Origin of the sequence: Kribbella rubisoli (assembly GCF_004217145.1) — a bacterium.
Lineage (GTDB): Bacteria > Actinomycetota > Actinomycetes > Propionibacteriales > Kribbellaceae > Kribbella > Kribbella rubisoli.
On record NZ_SHKR01000012.1, the window covers coordinates 230,061 to 246,015 of the forward strand.

13 protein-coding genes are annotated in these 15,955 nt (G+C 67.1%); 6 read left to right on the forward strand and 7 right to left on the reverse strand.

Going from position 1 to position 15,955, the window contains the following annotated elements:
* Positions 1-54: 54 nt before the first annotated feature.
* Positions 55-915, reverse strand: coding sequence for a hypothetical protein (locus tag EV645_RS15310; RefSeq protein ID WP_130444236.1), 861 nt, complete (start codon positions 913-915; stop codon positions 55-57).
* Between the two features lie 155 nt (positions 916-1,070).
* Between EV645_RS15310 and EV645_RS15315 the strand changes: the two genes are divergently transcribed.
* The 3 genes from EV645_RS15315 (at position 1,071) to EV645_RS15325 (ending at position 4,917) form a co-directional block, all read left to right on the forward strand.
* A complete protein-coding gene (locus tag EV645_RS15315) occupies positions 1,071-2,447 on the forward strand; it encodes a peptidoglycan recognition protein family protein (protein ID WP_130444238.1) in 1,377 nt (458 codons plus the stop codon).
* Positions 2,444-3,682, forward strand: coding sequence for a SpoIID/LytB domain-containing protein (locus tag EV645_RS15320; RefSeq protein WP_130444240.1), 1,239 nt, complete (start codon positions 2,444-2,446; stop codon positions 3,680-3,682). Before EV645_RS15315 ends, EV645_RS15320 begins: the two co-directional genes overlap by 4 nt.
* A gap of 77 nt (positions 3,683-3,759) precedes the next feature.
* The gene (locus EV645_RS15325; protein WP_130444242.1) at positions 3,760-4,917 is read left to right on the forward strand and encodes a glycoside hydrolase family 76 protein; all 1,158 of its coding nucleotides are present in this window, start codon (positions 3,760-3,762) and stop codon (positions 4,915-4,917) included.
* Between the two features lie 54 nt (positions 4,918-4,971).
* Here EV645_RS15325 and EV645_RS15330 read toward each other — a convergent pair whose 3' ends face one another.
* From EV645_RS15330 to EV645_RS15345, 4 genes are all read right to left on the reverse strand, one after another.
* Positions 4,972-5,832: a peptidylprolyl isomerase gene (locus EV645_RS15330; RefSeq protein ID WP_130444244.1), complete on the reverse strand. Its 861-nt coding sequence runs from the start codon at positions 5,830-5,832 to the stop codon at positions 4,972-4,974.
* A 212-nt stretch (positions 5,833-6,044) separates the two neighbouring features.
* Positions 6,045-6,341, reverse strand: coding sequence for a hypothetical protein (locus tag EV645_RS15335; protein ID WP_130444246.1), 297 nt, complete (start codon positions 6,339-6,341; stop codon positions 6,045-6,047).
* Positions 6,342-6,400: 59 nt separating this feature from the next.
* Positions 6,401-8,173, reverse strand: a complete 1,773-nt coding sequence (locus EV645_RS15340) for an acetyl/propionyl/methylcrotonyl-CoA carboxylase subunit alpha (RefSeq protein ID WP_130444248.1) — start codon at positions 8,171-8,173, stop codon at positions 6,401-6,403.
* 65 nt (positions 8,174-8,238) lie between these two features.
* Positions 8,239-8,667, reverse strand: a complete 429-nt coding sequence (locus EV645_RS15345) for an Lrp/AsnC family transcriptional regulator (RefSeq protein ID WP_242000432.1) — start codon at positions 8,665-8,667, stop codon at positions 8,239-8,241.
* Positions 8,668-8,742: 75 nt separating this feature from the next.
* On the opposite strand from EV645_RS15345, the gene EV645_RS15350 reads away from it, so the two are divergent.
* Entirely contained in the window at positions 8,743-9,645 is a 903-nt protein-coding gene (locus tag EV645_RS15350) for an SMP-30/gluconolactonase/LRE family protein (RefSeq protein ID WP_130444252.1), read from the forward strand.
* Here EV645_RS15350 and EV645_RS15355 read toward each other — a convergent pair.
* Positions 9,636-11,012, reverse strand: a complete 1,377-nt coding sequence (locus EV645_RS15355; RefSeq protein WP_242000433.1) for a three-helix bundle dimerization domain-containing protein — start codon at positions 11,010-11,012, stop codon at positions 9,636-9,638. The genes EV645_RS15350 and EV645_RS15355 overlap by 10 nt on opposite strands.
* A 154-nt stretch (positions 11,013-11,166) precedes the next feature.
* Here EV645_RS15355 and EV645_RS15360 point away from each other — a divergent pair, with 154 nt between their 5' ends.
* On the forward strand, positions 11,167-12,096 hold the full coding sequence (locus tag EV645_RS15360; protein WP_130444254.1) for an SMP-30/gluconolactonase/LRE family protein: 930 nt from the start codon (positions 11,167-11,169) through the stop codon (positions 12,094-12,096).
* On the forward strand, positions 12,089-14,440 hold the full coding sequence (locus EV645_RS15365; protein ID WP_198681645.1) for an XRE family transcriptional regulator: 2,352 nt from the start codon (positions 12,089-12,091) through the stop codon (positions 14,438-14,440). The genes EV645_RS15360 and EV645_RS15365 overlap by 8 nt, the downstream gene beginning before the upstream one ends.
* On the opposite strand, the gene EV645_RS15370 is transcribed toward EV645_RS15365, so the two are convergent.
* The gene (locus EV645_RS15370) at positions 14,427-15,863 is read right to left on the reverse strand and encodes an Nramp family divalent metal transporter (RefSeq protein ID WP_130444258.1); all 1,437 of its coding nucleotides are present in this window, start codon (positions 15,861-15,863) and stop codon (positions 14,427-14,429) included. The two genes, EV645_RS15365 and EV645_RS15370, sit on opposite strands and share 14 nt — an antisense overlap.
* Between the last annotated feature and the right edge of the window lie 92 nt (positions 15,864-15,955).

Genomic DNA, 15,955 nt, shown 5'->3' on the forward strand with positions numbered 1-15,955 from the left:
TGATGGTCACCGGGGCCCTGTCCGTCTTGGCCGTCGCTTGTTGGCAATCGCCTCTTAGAAGTCGCCGCCGAAGTCGAAGCCGCCGCCGTCTCCGCCGCCGTCGAAGGGGTTGAAGTCGCCCCCGCCGTCGCCGCCTCCGCCGTCACCGCCGCCGTCACCGCCACCATCTCCGCCGCCGTCGCCGTAGTCACCGCCGTCGGCCTGGCCGTCCTGGTAACCGGCTGCGTAGTCGCCGTACCCGCCGCCGGCGAACATGCCGCCGAGTGCGGTGCCGATGAACATGCCTGTCAGCACACCGCCGACGCCGCCGAACAGACCCTGCGCGTACGGCGAATAGGCCGGACCGGCCTCCCAGTACGGCACGCGCTGCGGGCCGACCATGACCTTGCGGACATCCGGCTCGGCGCCTGCGTGGACCCGCTCGGCGTCGGCCGCGCAGGCCGGCACCTCACGCGGCGCGCCGCCCGGCGGCGACCACGTGACGTCGACCACGGACGGGCCGTGCTGTGGGTTGAAGAAACATGCCGGCCGCTTCTGCGGCAGCGGCTGACCGTGCACGCGGGCCTTCACGCAGGCCGCGGCGTACCGGCCGTCCTCGAGGATCTCGACCACGTGCTTGATCTGGTCGGCCTGGGTGACCTGGCCGATCGCCTGCTTGGCGGACTCGTAGGAGTCCAGCGCGCGCTGGTAGTCCTGCCGGGCGCCGTCGCCGAGGTCCTTGCCGACCATCTCCAGGTCGAGGTCCTGCAGCTCCTCGCCGAAGCGGGTGATGTCTTCGTCGGCGGTTCGCTTCACCGACTCCAGCTCGGCGGCCGTGATCTCGTGCTTTTTCTTGTTCTGCAGCTGGGTCCGACGGTACGAGCGGTATGCCAGCACCGCGATCACCACGACAGCGATGATCAGGATGTAGTCCATGTCGGGCCTCTCTCGGGGGCTTTACGCAGAGCCTATCGAATGCCTCAAGACACCGACGCCACGCACGGTGACGCAATCCCCGGAAAACGGTCACCGACCGCGCATAATCGGTGACACCGCCCAGCGCCCGTCGTACACCGCCGGAAGGCTGGCTCATGCGCAGGACTGCCCGACTACTCCCACTCGTGCTGACCGCGGCCACCCTGATTCCCCTGCAGCACAACGATTCCGACCTCTCCTACCAGGAGATCCCGCTGGACGGCCCGACCGTCCGGGCCCATACCATACCGTTTGGTATGGTCGCCGTGACGTGGCCCGAGGGCGCACAGAACGTCACCGCGAAGATCCGCGTGGAACGCGACGGACAGTGGACCGACTGGGAATCGTTACCTGTCGAGGACGAACACGGCCCAGATCCATTAGTGCCTGAAGGAATTCAGCGCGGTGGCACCGAACCTTTGTGGGTCGGAAATGCCACCGGGGTCCAGGCCAGCGCAGTAACTGACGCAGGCACGGTCGCCGGCGCCAAGGTCGTGCTGATCCAGCCGGGTGTGCTCGCGTCGGATGCCGATGAGCCGTCCGCGCAGTCGATCGAGCCGGCCGCCTCGCGAGCGCCGTACCCGATGCCGTTGATGGTGAGCCGGAAGCGCTGGGGTGCCGACGAGCGACTCCGCAGTCACAATGGTGCCGCGTGCGCGCGTCCGAAGTACACGACGACTGTGCTGGCGGCGTTCGTGCACCACACCGCAGATCGCAACGACTACACGCGGACGCAGGTCCCGGCGATGGTGCGGGCGATGTACGCGTACCACGTGAAGAGCCGCGGCTGGTGCGACCTCGGGTACAACTTCCTCGTCGACCGCTTCGGCCGCGTCTTCGAAGGCAGGTACGGCGGGGCGCAGCTGCCGGTCCTCGGCGCTCATACGGCGTCGTACAACTCGAACTCGTTCGGGGTCGCGGTGATCGGCAACTTCGAACAGGCCGCGCCGCCGGCCGCGATGCTCGAGTCCACCGCGCGGGTGATCGCGTGGAAGCTGGACGCCAACTATCGGTCGCCGCAGGCAACGATCCGGCTCGACGGCAGCAGTCTGCACACGGTGTCCGGCCATCGCGACACCAAGGCGACTGCATGCCCCGGGACCCAGCTGTACAACAAACTCGGCTGGCTGCGGCAACGCGTGAACACATTGATGGGTGGGAGTTTCTCGACGCCGATCTACCAATATGCGCGCAACCTCGGATTCCGGAACATCGGCCAGCCGTTCTGGGGCGAGCACCGGACGCGCACCGGCTGGGCGACGTACTTCGCCACCCGCGACGTCTTCTACTCCGTTGCCAGCGGCACACATTCGACGGCGGGGGCGTTCCGGATGGGCTTCCGGCGGCTCGGCGCCGGAAGCGCGCGGCTCGGGCTGCCGATCACCGAGGTGTACCGCGTGCCGGGCGGTTCCCGGCAGAAGTTCCAGCGCGGCTGGCTCGTCTGGGACCGCCGCACACGTCAGGTCAATCTTGTGTACGGGAGAGCTTCATGAGAACGGTACCGATTTCTGCGCGTGCGATCGCGACTATCGTCCTGTCGTCAACGGTGATCAGCGCAACCGCGCAGGCACGCCAGATCGTGCCCACGGCAACGGTCCCGGACACCACGATCATGGGTCGGGGATTCGGCCACGGCCGCGGGCTCTCGCAGTACGGCGCGCAGGGTGCCGCACTGGCCGGCAAGTCGGTGAAGCAGATCCTGGACTTCTACTACCCGGGTACGACGGCCGGCAAGGCGACCGGCAGCATCCGCGTCCGGGTCAGCGCGGACACGACCGACGGCGTACGGGTCGGGGCGGTGAACAAGCTCAGCGTCAGGTCCTTTGCCACTGGCAAGGTCTATGTGTTGCCCAAGGCATCGACCCGGAACCAGTGGTCGATCGACCCGAACGGCGAGCGCGGGACGAAGCTCAGCTCGTACGACGCGAAGACCAAGAAATGGACGCTGTACAAGACATTCACGGGTATGGCGCAGTTCGAAGGACCTGCCGTGATCGGGCTGATCCTGCCGAGCGGCGCCGTACGGCGGTATCGCGGCGCGCTGCGGGCGATCGACGTGTCCGGTACGCATCTGGACACGGTGAACGTCGTACCGCTGGAGTACTACCTGCGCGGCGTCGTACCGCGGGAGGCCGTGTCCAGTTGGAGGCCGGCCGCGCTCCAAGCCCAGGCCGTTGCCGCGCGCACCTATTCGGTCTTCCATCGCGATCGCGCGTCGAGCAAGGCGTACGACCTGTGCGACACGACGTCCTGCCAGGTGTACGGCGGGTACGACTCGGAGGAGACGTCGACGAACAACGCGATCGCGGCGACCGCGGGACAGATCCGTTTGTACAAGGGGAAGCCGATCATCGCCGAGTTCTCGTCGTCGAACGGCGGGGCGACCGCGACGGGGGACGTGCCGTACCAGCTGATGAAGGCGGACAGCTGGGACGCGTACCCGAAGAACGGGAACCCGAACGTGACGTGGACCGTGACACGGTCGGCCGCGGACATGCAGTCCGTCTTCGCCGTCGGGTCGATCCGGTACGTACGGGTGCTGAAGCGCAGCGGCGTCGGGCCGGGCGGCGGCCGGGCGCTGACCATCGAGGCCGTCGGGTCGAAGGGCAAGCGGGTGCTGACTGCCGACCAGGTCCGGATCCGGCTGCATCTGAAGTCCGGCTGGATCAGCTTCCCGGCTCGTAAGCTTGATATACCAAATAACGTCGTGGAAGAGCCTGGTCGCTGAGCCATTGACGTCGTGTCCGTGCGCCGGTTAGAACGTGACATCGATGTCAATCGCCACCGCCCAGGAGGATCAGCTCGATGCGCAGGAAATTTGGTATATCAACTCGCCTGGCCGCCGGAGTACTCGCGGTCACCGTCCTCGGGTCGCTGAGCATGACCACGGCCGACGCGGGGACCGACCCGAACGCAGCTCGGGCGCGCGCGTCGTACGACGCGATCAACAAGTACTTCGACGCCGGCAAGGGTGGACTGCTGCTGGAGGAGTACCCGAACACGCAGACCAATCCGTATTCGTACGTCTGGCCGTACTCGCAGGCATCGATCGCGGCCGAGGACCTGGCCGGCGTGCCCGGTGGTGGCCGGAAAGCCGCGGCGGAGGCCGACCGGCGGCTTGCGGCGTACGAGTTCTACTGGAACTCCGGTACGACGCCGACCGGGTACGACTCGTACGTGCGGCCGCCGAACGGTCAAGGCGGGGACAAGTTCTACGACGACAACGAGTGGATCGGGCTGAACCTGATCCAGCGGTACAAGCGGACCGGTGACCGCGCCGCCCTCGCCCGCGCGAAGGACATCTTCGCGCTCGTCGTCCACGGCTGGGACACCGATCCGTCGCACCCGTGCGCCGGCGGCGTCTTCTGGACCCAGGCCCCGTGGAGCCAGGACCGCAACACGGTGTCGAACGGACCGGGCGCGGAGCTCGGTGCGCATCTGTACCTGCTGACGCGGGACAAGTCGTATCTGACGTGGGCGCAGCGGATGTACTCGTGGGCGCAGACCTGCATGCTCGCCCCGAACGGTCTGTACTGGGACCACATCGACCTGGCCGGCAATGTCGAGAAGACCCAGTGGAGCTACAACCAGGGCGTGATGCTCGGCGCCGGCGTTCTGCTGTTCAAGGCAACCGGTAACCCGAAGTACCTCCGCGACGCGAAATCGGTCGCGTCCGCGTCGCTGGCGTTCTACAACACCCCCGAGATCCTCGCGAAACAAGGCGCCGCCTTCAACTCCATCTGGTTCAAGAACCTCTTGATCCTGGACTCGGTAGCCCCCAACCCCAGCTACCGCAAGGCAATGCAGTCCTACGCCACCTACAACTGGACCACCACCCGAGACCCCGCCACCAACCTCTACAACTTCGGCGAAGGTTCAGTAGAACTCCTCCAGCAATCCGGCATAACCCAGATCCACGCCCTACTGGCCTGGCCCCGCTCCCGCTACGGCCTACTCGCCTGACAGAACAACGCGCCGCCCGTCCCCAGCAGAGGACGGGCGGCGCGGATCTTTTACTTAAGCTGCTGCTGTTGCTGTCTTGATGTCTACCGGCGTGATCGGCGCCCCGTCCTGCGGCCCGTTCTGCGGCGTCACGCCGGCCTCCGCCACCTTGTCGATCAGCTTCGCGCTCGCCTCGTCGATCGTCCCGAACGCCGTGTACTGCGGCGTCAGCCCCGACGCATCGCCGTACACGATGAAGAACTGACTCCCGTTCGTATTAGCCCCGGAGTTGGCCATCGCGAGCACACCCCGCCCGTACTTCAGCGTCGGATAAACCTCATCCGCGAAGCTGTACCCCGGCCCGCCGGACCCGCTCCCGGTCGGATCGCCGCACTGCAGCACCTGCAGACCCTCGCCGACCGTCAACCGATGGCACTTGGTGTTGTCGAAGTACTTCTGCCCGACCAGGCTCAAGAAGTTCTTCACCGTGCATGGCGCCAGCGCGCTGTCCAGCGTCAGCTGCAGATCGCCGATCGACGTATCCAGGCTGACCTTCGACGTACCCGACGCCTTGGTCTTCCCGTCGGCCGGCGGGTTCACCTTCTTGCTGGCCGGCTCGGCGCTCTTCTTGTACGTGCAGTTGACCTCGGCCGCGAGCGGCGTCGCCCGCTTCGGCGCCGGCGCCATCGCGGTCGGAATACTCGACGGCTTGTTGTCCGGCCCCGCCGAAGCCTGGTCACCCGACGCGGCGGCCGGCTTGTCGTCACCACCTACCCCGAACACCACGAAGACCCCGACGATCACCACGACGACCGTCGCGACCGAGGCGATCGTGACCGCCAGGTTCCGCCGCTGCCGGCGCCGCTCGATCTCCCGCTCGGCCAGCCGCTTCGCCTTCCGCGCCGCCAGCTGCTGCTGATGGGTCTTCTTGGACATGCAGTAACCCTCCTCACCGGAATGCCTGCACGGGAACCTACAGCGAAAACCTGAGAACTGTCTGTCAATCCAGCCACCGACCCCAAACCGAAACCCCACCCGCCCAGCCCCCGCCCAGCCCAGCTCAGCGGCACTTTGTGCATGAAATCCGCACCGGTCGCCCACGGAGCACGCGGATCCGGTGCACAAAGTGGCCCAGGAATCGGCCCGCGCTAGACCCAACCGCGCGACGCCCAAGCGAACACTGGATCCGGCGGATGCACCGGGAACGGGGTCGCGGCGTGCATCCGCCGGCCGTGGTCCTGAAGCGCGGGCTGACCGAGCGTCAAGGAATCGGCCACGTCGGCAAGCATCTCGCTGATGCCCTCGCGGAGGTCGACGATGAGACTGCAGTCAGTGCCGGCGTCGCCGATCGGGAGGAACGCGTCGAGCCAGTCGAAGGCGCGAGTACCAGCCGGGTCCCGCCCGGTCCACGCAGTCTCCCTCGCGCGCCCCCCGGAAACGCCCACCGTCGAAGGCGGCCGTCGCGGAGCGGTGGCCTTTTGGCGTGGTGTTCTTGAGGGGTTTGTCAGTCTTTGATTTCGCAGATGGGGGCGCCGGCGGAGACGGTGGCGCCTACCTCGGCGGATAGGCCGGTGATGGTGCCGGACTTGTGGGCGTTGAGGGGTTGTTCCATCTTCATGGCTTCTAGGACGACGATGAGGTCGCCTTCGGCCACGGTGGCGCCTTCTTCGACGGCGATTTTGACGATGGTGCCTTGCATGGGTGAGGTGAGGGAGTCGCCGGAGGCGGCCGAGTTCTTGGTTCCGCCGGCGCGCCGGGACGGCTTCTTCTTGGAGGTAGTGGCAACGGCGGCTCCGACAGCGCCGAGACCCGCCGGCAGTACGACTTCGAGTCGCTTGCCGCCGACCTCGACGGTCACCTTCTCGCGTTCGCCGTCCTCGGACGGTTCGGCGAGCGGACCGTCGTACGGCGTGAGCTGGTTGTCGTACTCCGTCTCGATCCACCGCGTGTGGACCTTGAACCCGTCCGTCCCGACGAACGCCGGATCCGACACAACAGCCTGGTGGAACGGGATGACAGTAGGCATCCCCTCGACGACGAACTCACGCAACGCCCGCCGCGACCGCTCCAGCGCCTGCTGACGATCCCGACCGCTGACGATCAGCTTCGCGACCAGCGAGTCGAACGCTCCCGGCACGGTCTCGCCCTGGTCGTACCCACCGTCGAGCCGCACCCCAGGACCCGACGGCGCATGCCACCGAGTCAGCGTCCCGGGCGCCGGCAGGAACCCGCGCCCGCCGTCCTCCGCGTTGATCCGGAACTCGATCGAGTGCCCCGAAACCTCCGGATCGTCATAGCCCAATGGCTCGCCCTGAGCGATCCGGAACATCTCCCGCACCAGGTCCAGCCCCGTGACCTCCTCGGACACCGGGTGCTCGACCTGCAGCCGCGTGTTCACCTCGAGGAACGAGATCAGCCCGTCCTGCCCGACCAGGAACTCGCACGTCCCGGCCCCGACGTACCCCGCCTCGCGCAGGATCTTCTTCGACGAGTCGTACAGAAGCGAAAGCTGCTCAGCGGACAAGAAAGGAGCCGGCGCCTCCTCGACGAGCTTCTGGTACCGGCGCTGTAGCGAGCAGTCTCGCGTCGACACCACGACAACGTTGCCGTGGGCATCGGCCAGGCACTGGGTCTCGACGTGCCGCGGCTTGTCCAGGTACCGCTCGACGAAGCACTCGCCCCGCCCGAAGGCGCTCACCGCCTCGCGGGTCGCGGACTCGAACAGCTCCGGGATCTCCTCCATGGTCCGCGCGACCTTCATCCCGCGACCACCTCCGCCGTACGCCGCTTTGATCGCGATCGGCAGCCCGTACTCCTCGGCGAAGGCAACGACCTCGGACGCATCGGCGACCGGATCAGGCGTCCCCGGAACCTGCGGCGCGCCGACCTTCTCCGCGATGTGCCGCGCCTTGACCTTGTCGCCGAGCGAGTCGATCGCCGACGGCGGCGGCCCGATCCAGATCAGCCCGGCATCGATCACGGCCTGGGCGAACTCGGCGTTCTCGGCCAGGAACCCGTAACCCGGATGTACGGCGTCCGCGCCCGAGCGTGCCGCCACGTCCAGGATCTTGGCGATGTTCAGGTAGGAGTCGGCCGGTGTCGACCCGTCCAGCGCATACGCCTCGTCGGCGAGCCGGACGAACAGCGCGTCGCGGTCCTGGTCGGCGTACAGCGCGACGCTGCCCAGTCCCGCATCGGCGGCGGCCCGGACGACCCGGACGGCGATCTCGCCCCGGTTCGCGACCAGCACCTTGGTGATCTGCTTGCTGTCGGACACAGCTGACTCCCTTCGGCTGGCCCGAGTCTAGGGTCAACCAGCCGTTGAAGGAGACAGGGCGTTCCTCACACCACGGCGGGTTGCCGCTCGAAGAGTGACTCCAGTACGACGACGGTCTGTGTGCTGGTCACGCCGTTCACCTCGTGGAGAGCGCGGAGCGTGGCCTGCAGGTCCTCGGTGGTTGTTGTCCGCACCTTCACGAGGACGGACGCCGGTCCCGCGATGATGTGCGCCTCCTCGACCGCCGGGATGTCCAGCAATGCCTCGCGGGAATCGCCCATCCAGGCGTTCGCTTCGAGGAGGACGAACGCGAGTACGCCGTGGCCGAGCGCGGTCGGGTCGACGTCGATCGTCGTACGCCGGATCACGCCGGCGGCCTTCAGCTTGCGCACCCGTTCGTGGGCCGATCCGGCCGACAACCCGGCGACCTCCCCGAGCGCGGCGTACGACTGCCCGGCATCCTCCTGCAGCGCAGCCAGGAGCTTGCGATCCACATCATCTATGGTCATAGACACCTTGATCCATATCTCATTCTGTTCGAACCGATGATAACAGGATACAGTTCGGATATGACGATCACCCTCTCCAACACCCTGCCGCGGATCCGCGCCGAGTTGGTGGTGCTCGACGAGCGTTTCGCCCGCATCGCCGGCGACGAGTACGTCGAGTGCCTGTACGACGGCGGCCGCTGGCTCGAAGGACCGGCGTACTCGCCCGCCTGGCGCTGCCTGATCTTCAGCGACATCCCGAACGACCGGATGCTCCGCTGGGACGAGGTCTCCGGACACGTCAGCGTGTTCCGCGAGCCGTCGGGCTACGTCAACGGCAACACCGTCGACCGCGCCGGCCGCCTGATCAGCTGCTCACAGGGCGATCGCCAGGTCGTCCGGACGGAGTACGACGGCAGCCGCACCGTGCTCGCCTCGCACCTCGGCAGCAAACGGCTCAACAGCCCGAACGACGTCGTCGAACACAGCGACGGCTCGATCTGGTTCACCGATCCGCCGTACGGGATCACCTCGAACTACGAGGGTCATGCGGCCGAGCAGGAGCTCGACGGCTGCCACGTCTACCGGATCGCGCCGGACGGCGTACTGACCGTGGTCGCGGACGACTTCATCCGCCCGAACGGGCTCGCGTTCACGCTGGACGAGCAGCAGCTGTACGTCGTCGACACCCCGGGGAAGCACATCCGGCGTTTCGACGTCGACGGCGAGAAGCTGATCGGCGGCGAGGTGTTCGCGCCCTGCGTGGCCGGGATGTTCGACGGGATCCGGGTGGACAGCGCCGGCCGGGTCTGGGCGGCGACGCACGAGGGCGTGCACTGCTTCGACCCGGACGGCACGTTGATCGGCAAGCTGCTGCTGCCGAATGTCGTGTCCAACCTGACCTTCGGCGGTCCCAAGGGCAACCGCCTGTTCATCACCGCCACCACGTCCGTGTGGTCGTGGTTGACGACGGCTCAGCGGTAGGACTTCGAGACACCGTCCAGCAGTCGCTCGAGGGTGTCGTACGTCGGGGTGTCCGCGACGTCGATGACCTCCTTCGCGACCGGGACCCGGTTCTGGCTGACGACGTTCGCGAACTGCGACTCGTCGGCGGTCCGGAACCCGTGCCGGGCCGCGAGCTCCTGCAGGTCGGTGTCGGTCGACAACAGCTCGCCGAGCTTCTCGCCGTTGGCGTTCAGCGAGACCAGCGTGTGCTTGGACTGGATCGTCGGCGACGGGTACATCAGCACCATGCCCGGCTTGAGCTTGTGGTGTACGGCGGCGTCCACGAACTGCGCCTCGTAGATGTTCACCATCGGCGACTTGCCCATCCCGAGCGCCAGGTAGTCGTCGAACGGGCCCTCGCTGGAGCTGTCGGTGTAGCCCTGGTTGACGAACAGCGGCGCGACCAGCGGCAGCACCTTCTTCTCGTCCGCCTCGCTCTGCACCACATTGTTGTGGTTGGCGACATAACTGACGATCGACAGGAACATCGCCGCCGAGTTCGAGGTGCGCGGGTCGGTGGTGGTGACCAGGATCTTCTTGTTCACCGGGTACGTCGTGTTGCCGCGGATATTGGTCCAGCGCCAGCCCGCCTTGGCCAGGTCGACATACCTGCGGACATCGAAGTACCAGATGCCGTTGACCTGCTTGGCGATCCCGGTCGCGGACAGCAGGCCGACGATCGGCTGGTACGTCGCGATCGCCATCGGCGACGAGAACACGGCGTACTTCTTGCCGCTGACCGCGGGCCGGCCGGCGGTCGGTTGCAGGATGCGCTCTGCCGCGACGGTGCTGGAGGGGAATGCGAAGTCGTACTTGCTGAGGTCGACCGAGGTGGCGATCTCGCGCGACCCGGCGGTGTCGATCTTGACCTCGAAACCGTGCTTGGCGAGGGCCGCCATCACGTCGGGATCGTCGAAGAGCTTCTCCGAGCCGATCACGCCGCTGACGGTGATGAGACCGGTCTGGGCCTGTACGTCGCTGCCGTTGCGGACGACGAGCACGGTGGCGACGGTCGCGAGTACCAGCACGCCTGCGACCGCGGCCGGGAGGGCGATCGGGATGCGCTGTCGCCAGCTACCTGGCTCTGCGGTCTGCTGCGCGGGCGTCGGCGTACCCCCAACTGGCGGGCCGGCGTGCGACTCGGGCTGCGGGGTCAGCTCCTGGCGGGCCATGCGTTCGATCAGGATCGGGACATAGTCGCGGACGCGGTCGCCGTCGAACTGGCGGCGGGCCGCCGCGACGGCGGTTTCGATGTCTTCAGGAGTATGGATGTCGGCGAAGCTGTCGTTGAGACGGCGGGTGAGGTTCTCGATCGCCTTCTCTTCGCGAACAGTGTCGAGCGTCAAAGGATGTCTCCACATCACGGTGTCTGACTCCGGCGCCGTGCTCTGCGCCCCCGTTCGGCGCCACGCACATCCTTCCGGCCGAGAGGTCCAACCGACGGCCATCACGGATAGGCTCAGCTGAAAGCGTTTGCAGCCGAGTTCGTGAGGAGTCGTGATGACGGGAATTCTCGAGCCGTTGGCAGGGACCGCACCGGCCGTCTGGGAGAAGCTGGACGACAGGTTCGCCGGGATCCGCGGAGACAACAAGCTCGAGCGGCTGTGGACCGGCGGTCGCTGGGTCGAGGGCCCGGTGTACTCCGCCGCGGGGCGGTACCTGCTCTGGAGCGACATCCCGAACGACCGGATCCTGCGCTGGGACGAGACGTCGTACCAGGTCTCCGTCTTCCGGCACCCGGCCGGCAACACCAACGGCCACACCCGCGACACCGAGGGCCGGCTCGTCAGCTGCGAGCACGGCAACCGGCGGGTGACGCGGACCGAGCACCACGGCGGCATCACGGTGCTGGCCCACGAGTACGACGGGAAGCGGCTGAACAGCCCGAACGACGTCGTGGTCAAGCGTGACGGCTCGATCTGGTTCACGGATCCGGCGTACGGGATCGACAGCGACTACGAGGGCTACAAGGGCGAGATCGAGACCGGCGGGTGTCATGTGTACCGCGTCGGGACGGACGGCGCGCTGACCCGGGTCGCGGACGACTTCAACCGGCCGAACGGGATCGCGTTCTCACCGGACGAGTCGTTGCTCTACATCTCCGACTCGGAGGAGGGCACGCTCCGCGTCTTCACCGTCGACGGCGACAAGCTCTCCGGCGGCGAACTGTTCGCCGAATGCGGCAACGGCATCTTCGACGGCTTCCGCCTCGACACGGCCGGCCGGGTCTGGGCCAGTGCGGCCGACGGCGTCCACATCTACCACCCAGACGGCACCCTCCTCGGCAAACTCCTGGTCCCCGAAACCGTCAGCAACCTCACCTGGGGCGGCCCCAAACGCAACCGCCTCTTCATCACCGCGACAACCTCTGTCTACTCCCTGCTCACCACGGTCAACGGCGCCCCGGAGGCCTACGGCCCACGTGTCTGACTTCGGTCACGTACTGCGAAGGTTCCGTCAGGCAGCCGCTCTCTCCCAGGAGAAACTTGCCGAGGTATCCGGCGTCAGCGTTGAAGCGATCAAGACACTCGAGGCCGGCCGCCGGCGTCATCCCCGGCCACACACGCTGAAGCTGCTGGGTGACGGTCTCGGACTGACCGACGACGAGCGAGCAGAACTGGTCGCCGTCGGCACACGGGCGCGAACCCGCAGACAGGTGCCCGAGCAACTGCCGGACGATCTACAGGACTTCTCCGGCCGCGAGCAGCAGTTGGCCGACGTCGAGAAGCTGTTCTCGTCCGGTGAGGCCGGGCAGGGCGTCGTGGTGGTTTCCGCGATCGCCGGTATGGGCGGGATCGGCAAGACTGCCCTCGGCGTACACGTTGCGCATCGATTGGCTGACCAGTTTCCAGATGGCCAGCTGTACCTGAACCTCCGGGGATTCGGGCCAGGCGAACCGATGAGCGCGGCGGAGGCGCTCAGCCGGCTGATGGACAGTCTTGGAGTGCAGGCCGACGACAGATCGTCGAGTGTGGACGAGACCGCAGCCAGATACCGCTCGGCGGTGGCCGGCCGCCGCATGTTCGTCTTCGTGGACAATGCGGCCAACGAGGCACAGGTCCTACCATTGTTGCCAGGGGCATCCACCTGCGCCGTCCTGATCACCAGCCGCCGCTCGCTGATGGGCTTGGCCGGCGCGGTTCACCTGGCCTTGGACCCGCTTCCGGAGCAGGAGGCGCTGCTGATGCTCGACCAGGTCGTCGGCGACGGACGGATCGCTGCGGATCCACCGAACTCTGCGGCCGTTGTCCGGCTGTGCGGCGGACTTCCGCTCGCCCTGCGGATCGCGGGCGCCCGGCTGGCTGCGGAACCCACCTGGAGCGTTGCGGACTTCGTGCAACGCCTGGAGTCGAGCCGACGGCGACTCGACGAGCTGGCGATCGGCGACCTCGACGTACGCACCAGCATCGAAGTCTCGCTGGCGGCAGCGGCCGAGGAACACGAACCGACGGTGGTCGCATTCCGGCTGCTCGGCCTGTACGAGGGCGAAGAACTCGACGTCCGGGTCGCCGCCCGGATCCTCGAGCTGTCGGTGCCGGAGACCGAGGCCTACCTGGAACGCCTGGTCGACCTGCACCTGCTGGAATCGCCCAGGCCGCGGCGGTACCAGCTCCACGACCTGGTCCGCGCGTACGTCCAGGAACTCCCGGCCACCGACGCAGAGCGTCGCGCTGCCAGGGACCGCGTCATGGCGCTGTACGTCGCGATGATCTGGAGGGGCAGGATGTGGCGCGGTGTCTCCGACCTGCTGTCCCACGAGTGGTTCGACGAACGGTGGCTCAGCGGAACCGAGGACCTCGGATACGAGGAGATCATGACCTGGTTGGACGCGGAGGCGGCGGAGGTTCTCGCCGCTGCCCGCCGGTTGATGGCCGGTCCGCACTCCGACCCCGCAGCCGTCGTCAGGCTCGCGGTCGGCATGGTCTTCTTCTGGGCCGACCGCGCTCGTAGCACCGAGGGCGCACAGCTGCTGGAGCTGGCGGTGACGGCGCTGCGGAGCGATCCGGACTGTGCCCCGGCCCGGGCGGAGGCAGCCGTCAGACACAACCTGGCGCGGTTCTACTCGGTGCTGTCCGACTTCGATCGGGCAGCGGTCCAGATGAAGCTCGCGGTCGAGACGTCTGCGGCGAGCGGCTATCAATGGATGCTGATGCACAGCCACATCGGTCTCGCCCAGTTCCTGGAGCGACTGGACCGGCTGGAGGAGAGCACGGCGCAGGCCCAGGCCGGACTGGAGTTCGCCCTCAGCAGCGCCGACGTGCATGCCGAGGGAGAGGCGCGATTCACCGTCGGGGTCATCGCCGGCCGGCTCGGACGGTTGGCGGAGCAGGACCGGGAATTCGAGCTGGCCGCAGAGCTGGCACGCAGGAGTGGCCCACGTGCTGTCCTCTGGATCAGCGGCAACATCGGCGAAGCCTATCGACGAGGCGGCCGGCTCGAGCAGGCGCGGAGCTGGCTGCGAGTGGGGCTGGCCGAGGTCAGGAAGTCCAGCAGCCAGTTCACGGTGGCCGAATTTCTCCAGCTCCTCGGTGCGGTCGAGGCCGAGATGGCGGCGTACGGAGCTGCGAGGGCGCATCTCGAGGAGGGCCTGACGCTGATCGGCAACAACAGCGGCGAACTCGAGGCGAAGATCAGGCAGTCGCTGGGTGACGCGCTGAGCGGGCTCGGGGAATCCGGGCCCGCTCAGGCGCAATGGCGGCTCGCTCTGCAGCTCTACAGCCGGTACGGCCTTCCGCAGGCCGAGCAGGTCCGCCGTCTGCTCACAGCTTCTTGACCTGGTCGATGATGGTGAAGATGGCTAGGAAGCCGAACGCCAGGAATGAGAAGGCCAGTACTGCGGTGCGCCAGGTGGTGATGCGGATCGCGTGCGGGAGGGCTCGCGAGTTCATCCACCAGAGCAGGCCGGAGTACACGAACATCATCGTGCCGGCGGTGCAGGCGGAGATGACCAGGAGGACCAGGGGCTGGGTCAGGCCGGCCAGGAGGACGATGATGCCGAAGGCAACTAGTCCCCAGACCAGCCAGAAGTACAGCTTGGACTCGGTGATCCTGGATTCGCGGAGGTAGCGGGCCTTGATCATGTCTGACGACAGGCGTGACGTATAGTCGACAATGCCGGTCGCGGCGGCGAACAGCGAGAACGCGCCGATCGCCCAGAACAGGTATCCGAACCAGCCGCCGACGAGGGTCTGCAGCGTCGTACCCTCGATCTTCAGGAAGCCGATGTTGTTCTTGACGTCCGGGTTCCCGAACAGGGTGGCGTGGGCAAGCATCGACGTGAACGCGATCGTGATCACGGTGATCGCCACGAACGTCGCGGCCTGCTCGATGTTCGCGAACTTCCACCAGCGCTTCCAGCGGGCCAGGTTCGCGTCGTCCGGCGTGAACGTGTACCCGTTGGCGGTCGGATCCGCCTCGGTCTCACCCGTCACCGGCGACGTCAACCGCGGTACGTGCGCGCCTTGGCCGAAGCCCTTGTCCCGGATCCAGTTGCTCTGGACAAGGTTCTGGCCGCCGCCGGCACCGGCGTACGCGATCGCACCCATCACGAGAGCGAACCCGAGCTGGTCGGCCGGGAACTGCGGATGCGTGACGGCGTCGCCGAGCGCGCCGTACGTCTTCGCGCGGATCGCGAACACCAGCGCGAGGATCACGAGCAGCGCGACCGCGGCGATCTTCACCGCGATCAGTCGCTCGAGCACCACGTAGACGACCGGTGCGAACGTCAGGATCGCGCCGATCAGCAGCAGCATGCCGATCGCGATCCAGCGCGGATCGCCGGCGCCGAACAGGTATGTGAGCATGCTTGCGGAGCTGGTCGCCCAGCCCGGCCACATGTTCGCGAAGTACGTCATGATCGCGAAGAACAGGCCCCAGTGCTTCCCGTACCGGTTGAAGCCGGTCAACGCTGTCTCACCAGTTGCCAGCGTGTACCGCTCGATCTCCATGTTCAGGAACCACTGGACCACTACGCCGACGACGGCGCCCCAGAGGAACACCAGGCCGACCTGGCTGGAGATGTACGGCCAGAGGATGAATTCACCCGAGGCCAGCCCCACCCCGGCGCCGACCATGCCGGGGCCGATGATCTTCCAGGTGTTGGCGGGCGGCTCGGGAAGGTCGCGAACTTGCGGTGCGGGCAGATTCTTGGTCGGTAGTGCGAATCGTCCGTGGTCAGTCGATGTGGTGTCTGCCATCAGGCTCCTCACTCTCCTCGACCCCCTGCCCCGGAGGGTAGCGAATACTGTCGACAACGGCGACCCGACACAGCCGGATGGCAGACTGACCG

What these genes read in the sequence shown, in the direction of transcription:
- EV645_RS15310 (WP_130444236.1), bottom strand. Translation starts at nt 915, where the DNA reads ATGGACTACATCCTGATCATCGCTGTCGTGGTGATCGCGGTGCTGGCA.
- EV645_RS15315 (WP_130444238.1), top strand. Translation starts at nt 1,071, where the DNA reads ATGCGCAGGACTGCCCGACTACTCCCACTCGTGCTGACCGCGGCCACC.
- EV645_RS15320 (WP_130444240.1), top strand. Translation starts at nt 2,444, where the DNA reads ATGAGAACGGTACCGATTTCTGCGCGTGCGATCGCGACTATCGTCCTG.
- EV645_RS15325 (WP_130444242.1), top strand. Translation starts at nt 3,760, where the DNA reads ATGCGCAGGAAATTTGGTATATCAACTCGCCTGGCCGCCGGAGTACTC.
- EV645_RS15330 (WP_130444244.1), bottom strand. Translation starts at nt 5,832, where the DNA reads ATGTCCAAGAAGACCCATCAGCAGCAGCTGGCGGCGCGGAAGGCGAAG.
- EV645_RS15350 (WP_130444252.1), top strand. Translation starts at nt 8,743, where the DNA reads ATGACGATCACCCTCTCCAACACCCTGCCGCGGATCCGCGCCGAGTTG.
- EV645_RS15360 (WP_130444254.1), top strand. Translation starts at nt 11,167, where the DNA reads ATGACGGGAATTCTCGAGCCGTTGGCAGGGACCGCACCGGCCGTCTGG.
- EV645_RS15370 (WP_130444258.1), bottom strand. Translation starts at nt 15,863, where the DNA reads ATGGCAGACACCACATCGACTGACCACGGACGATTCGCACTACCGACC.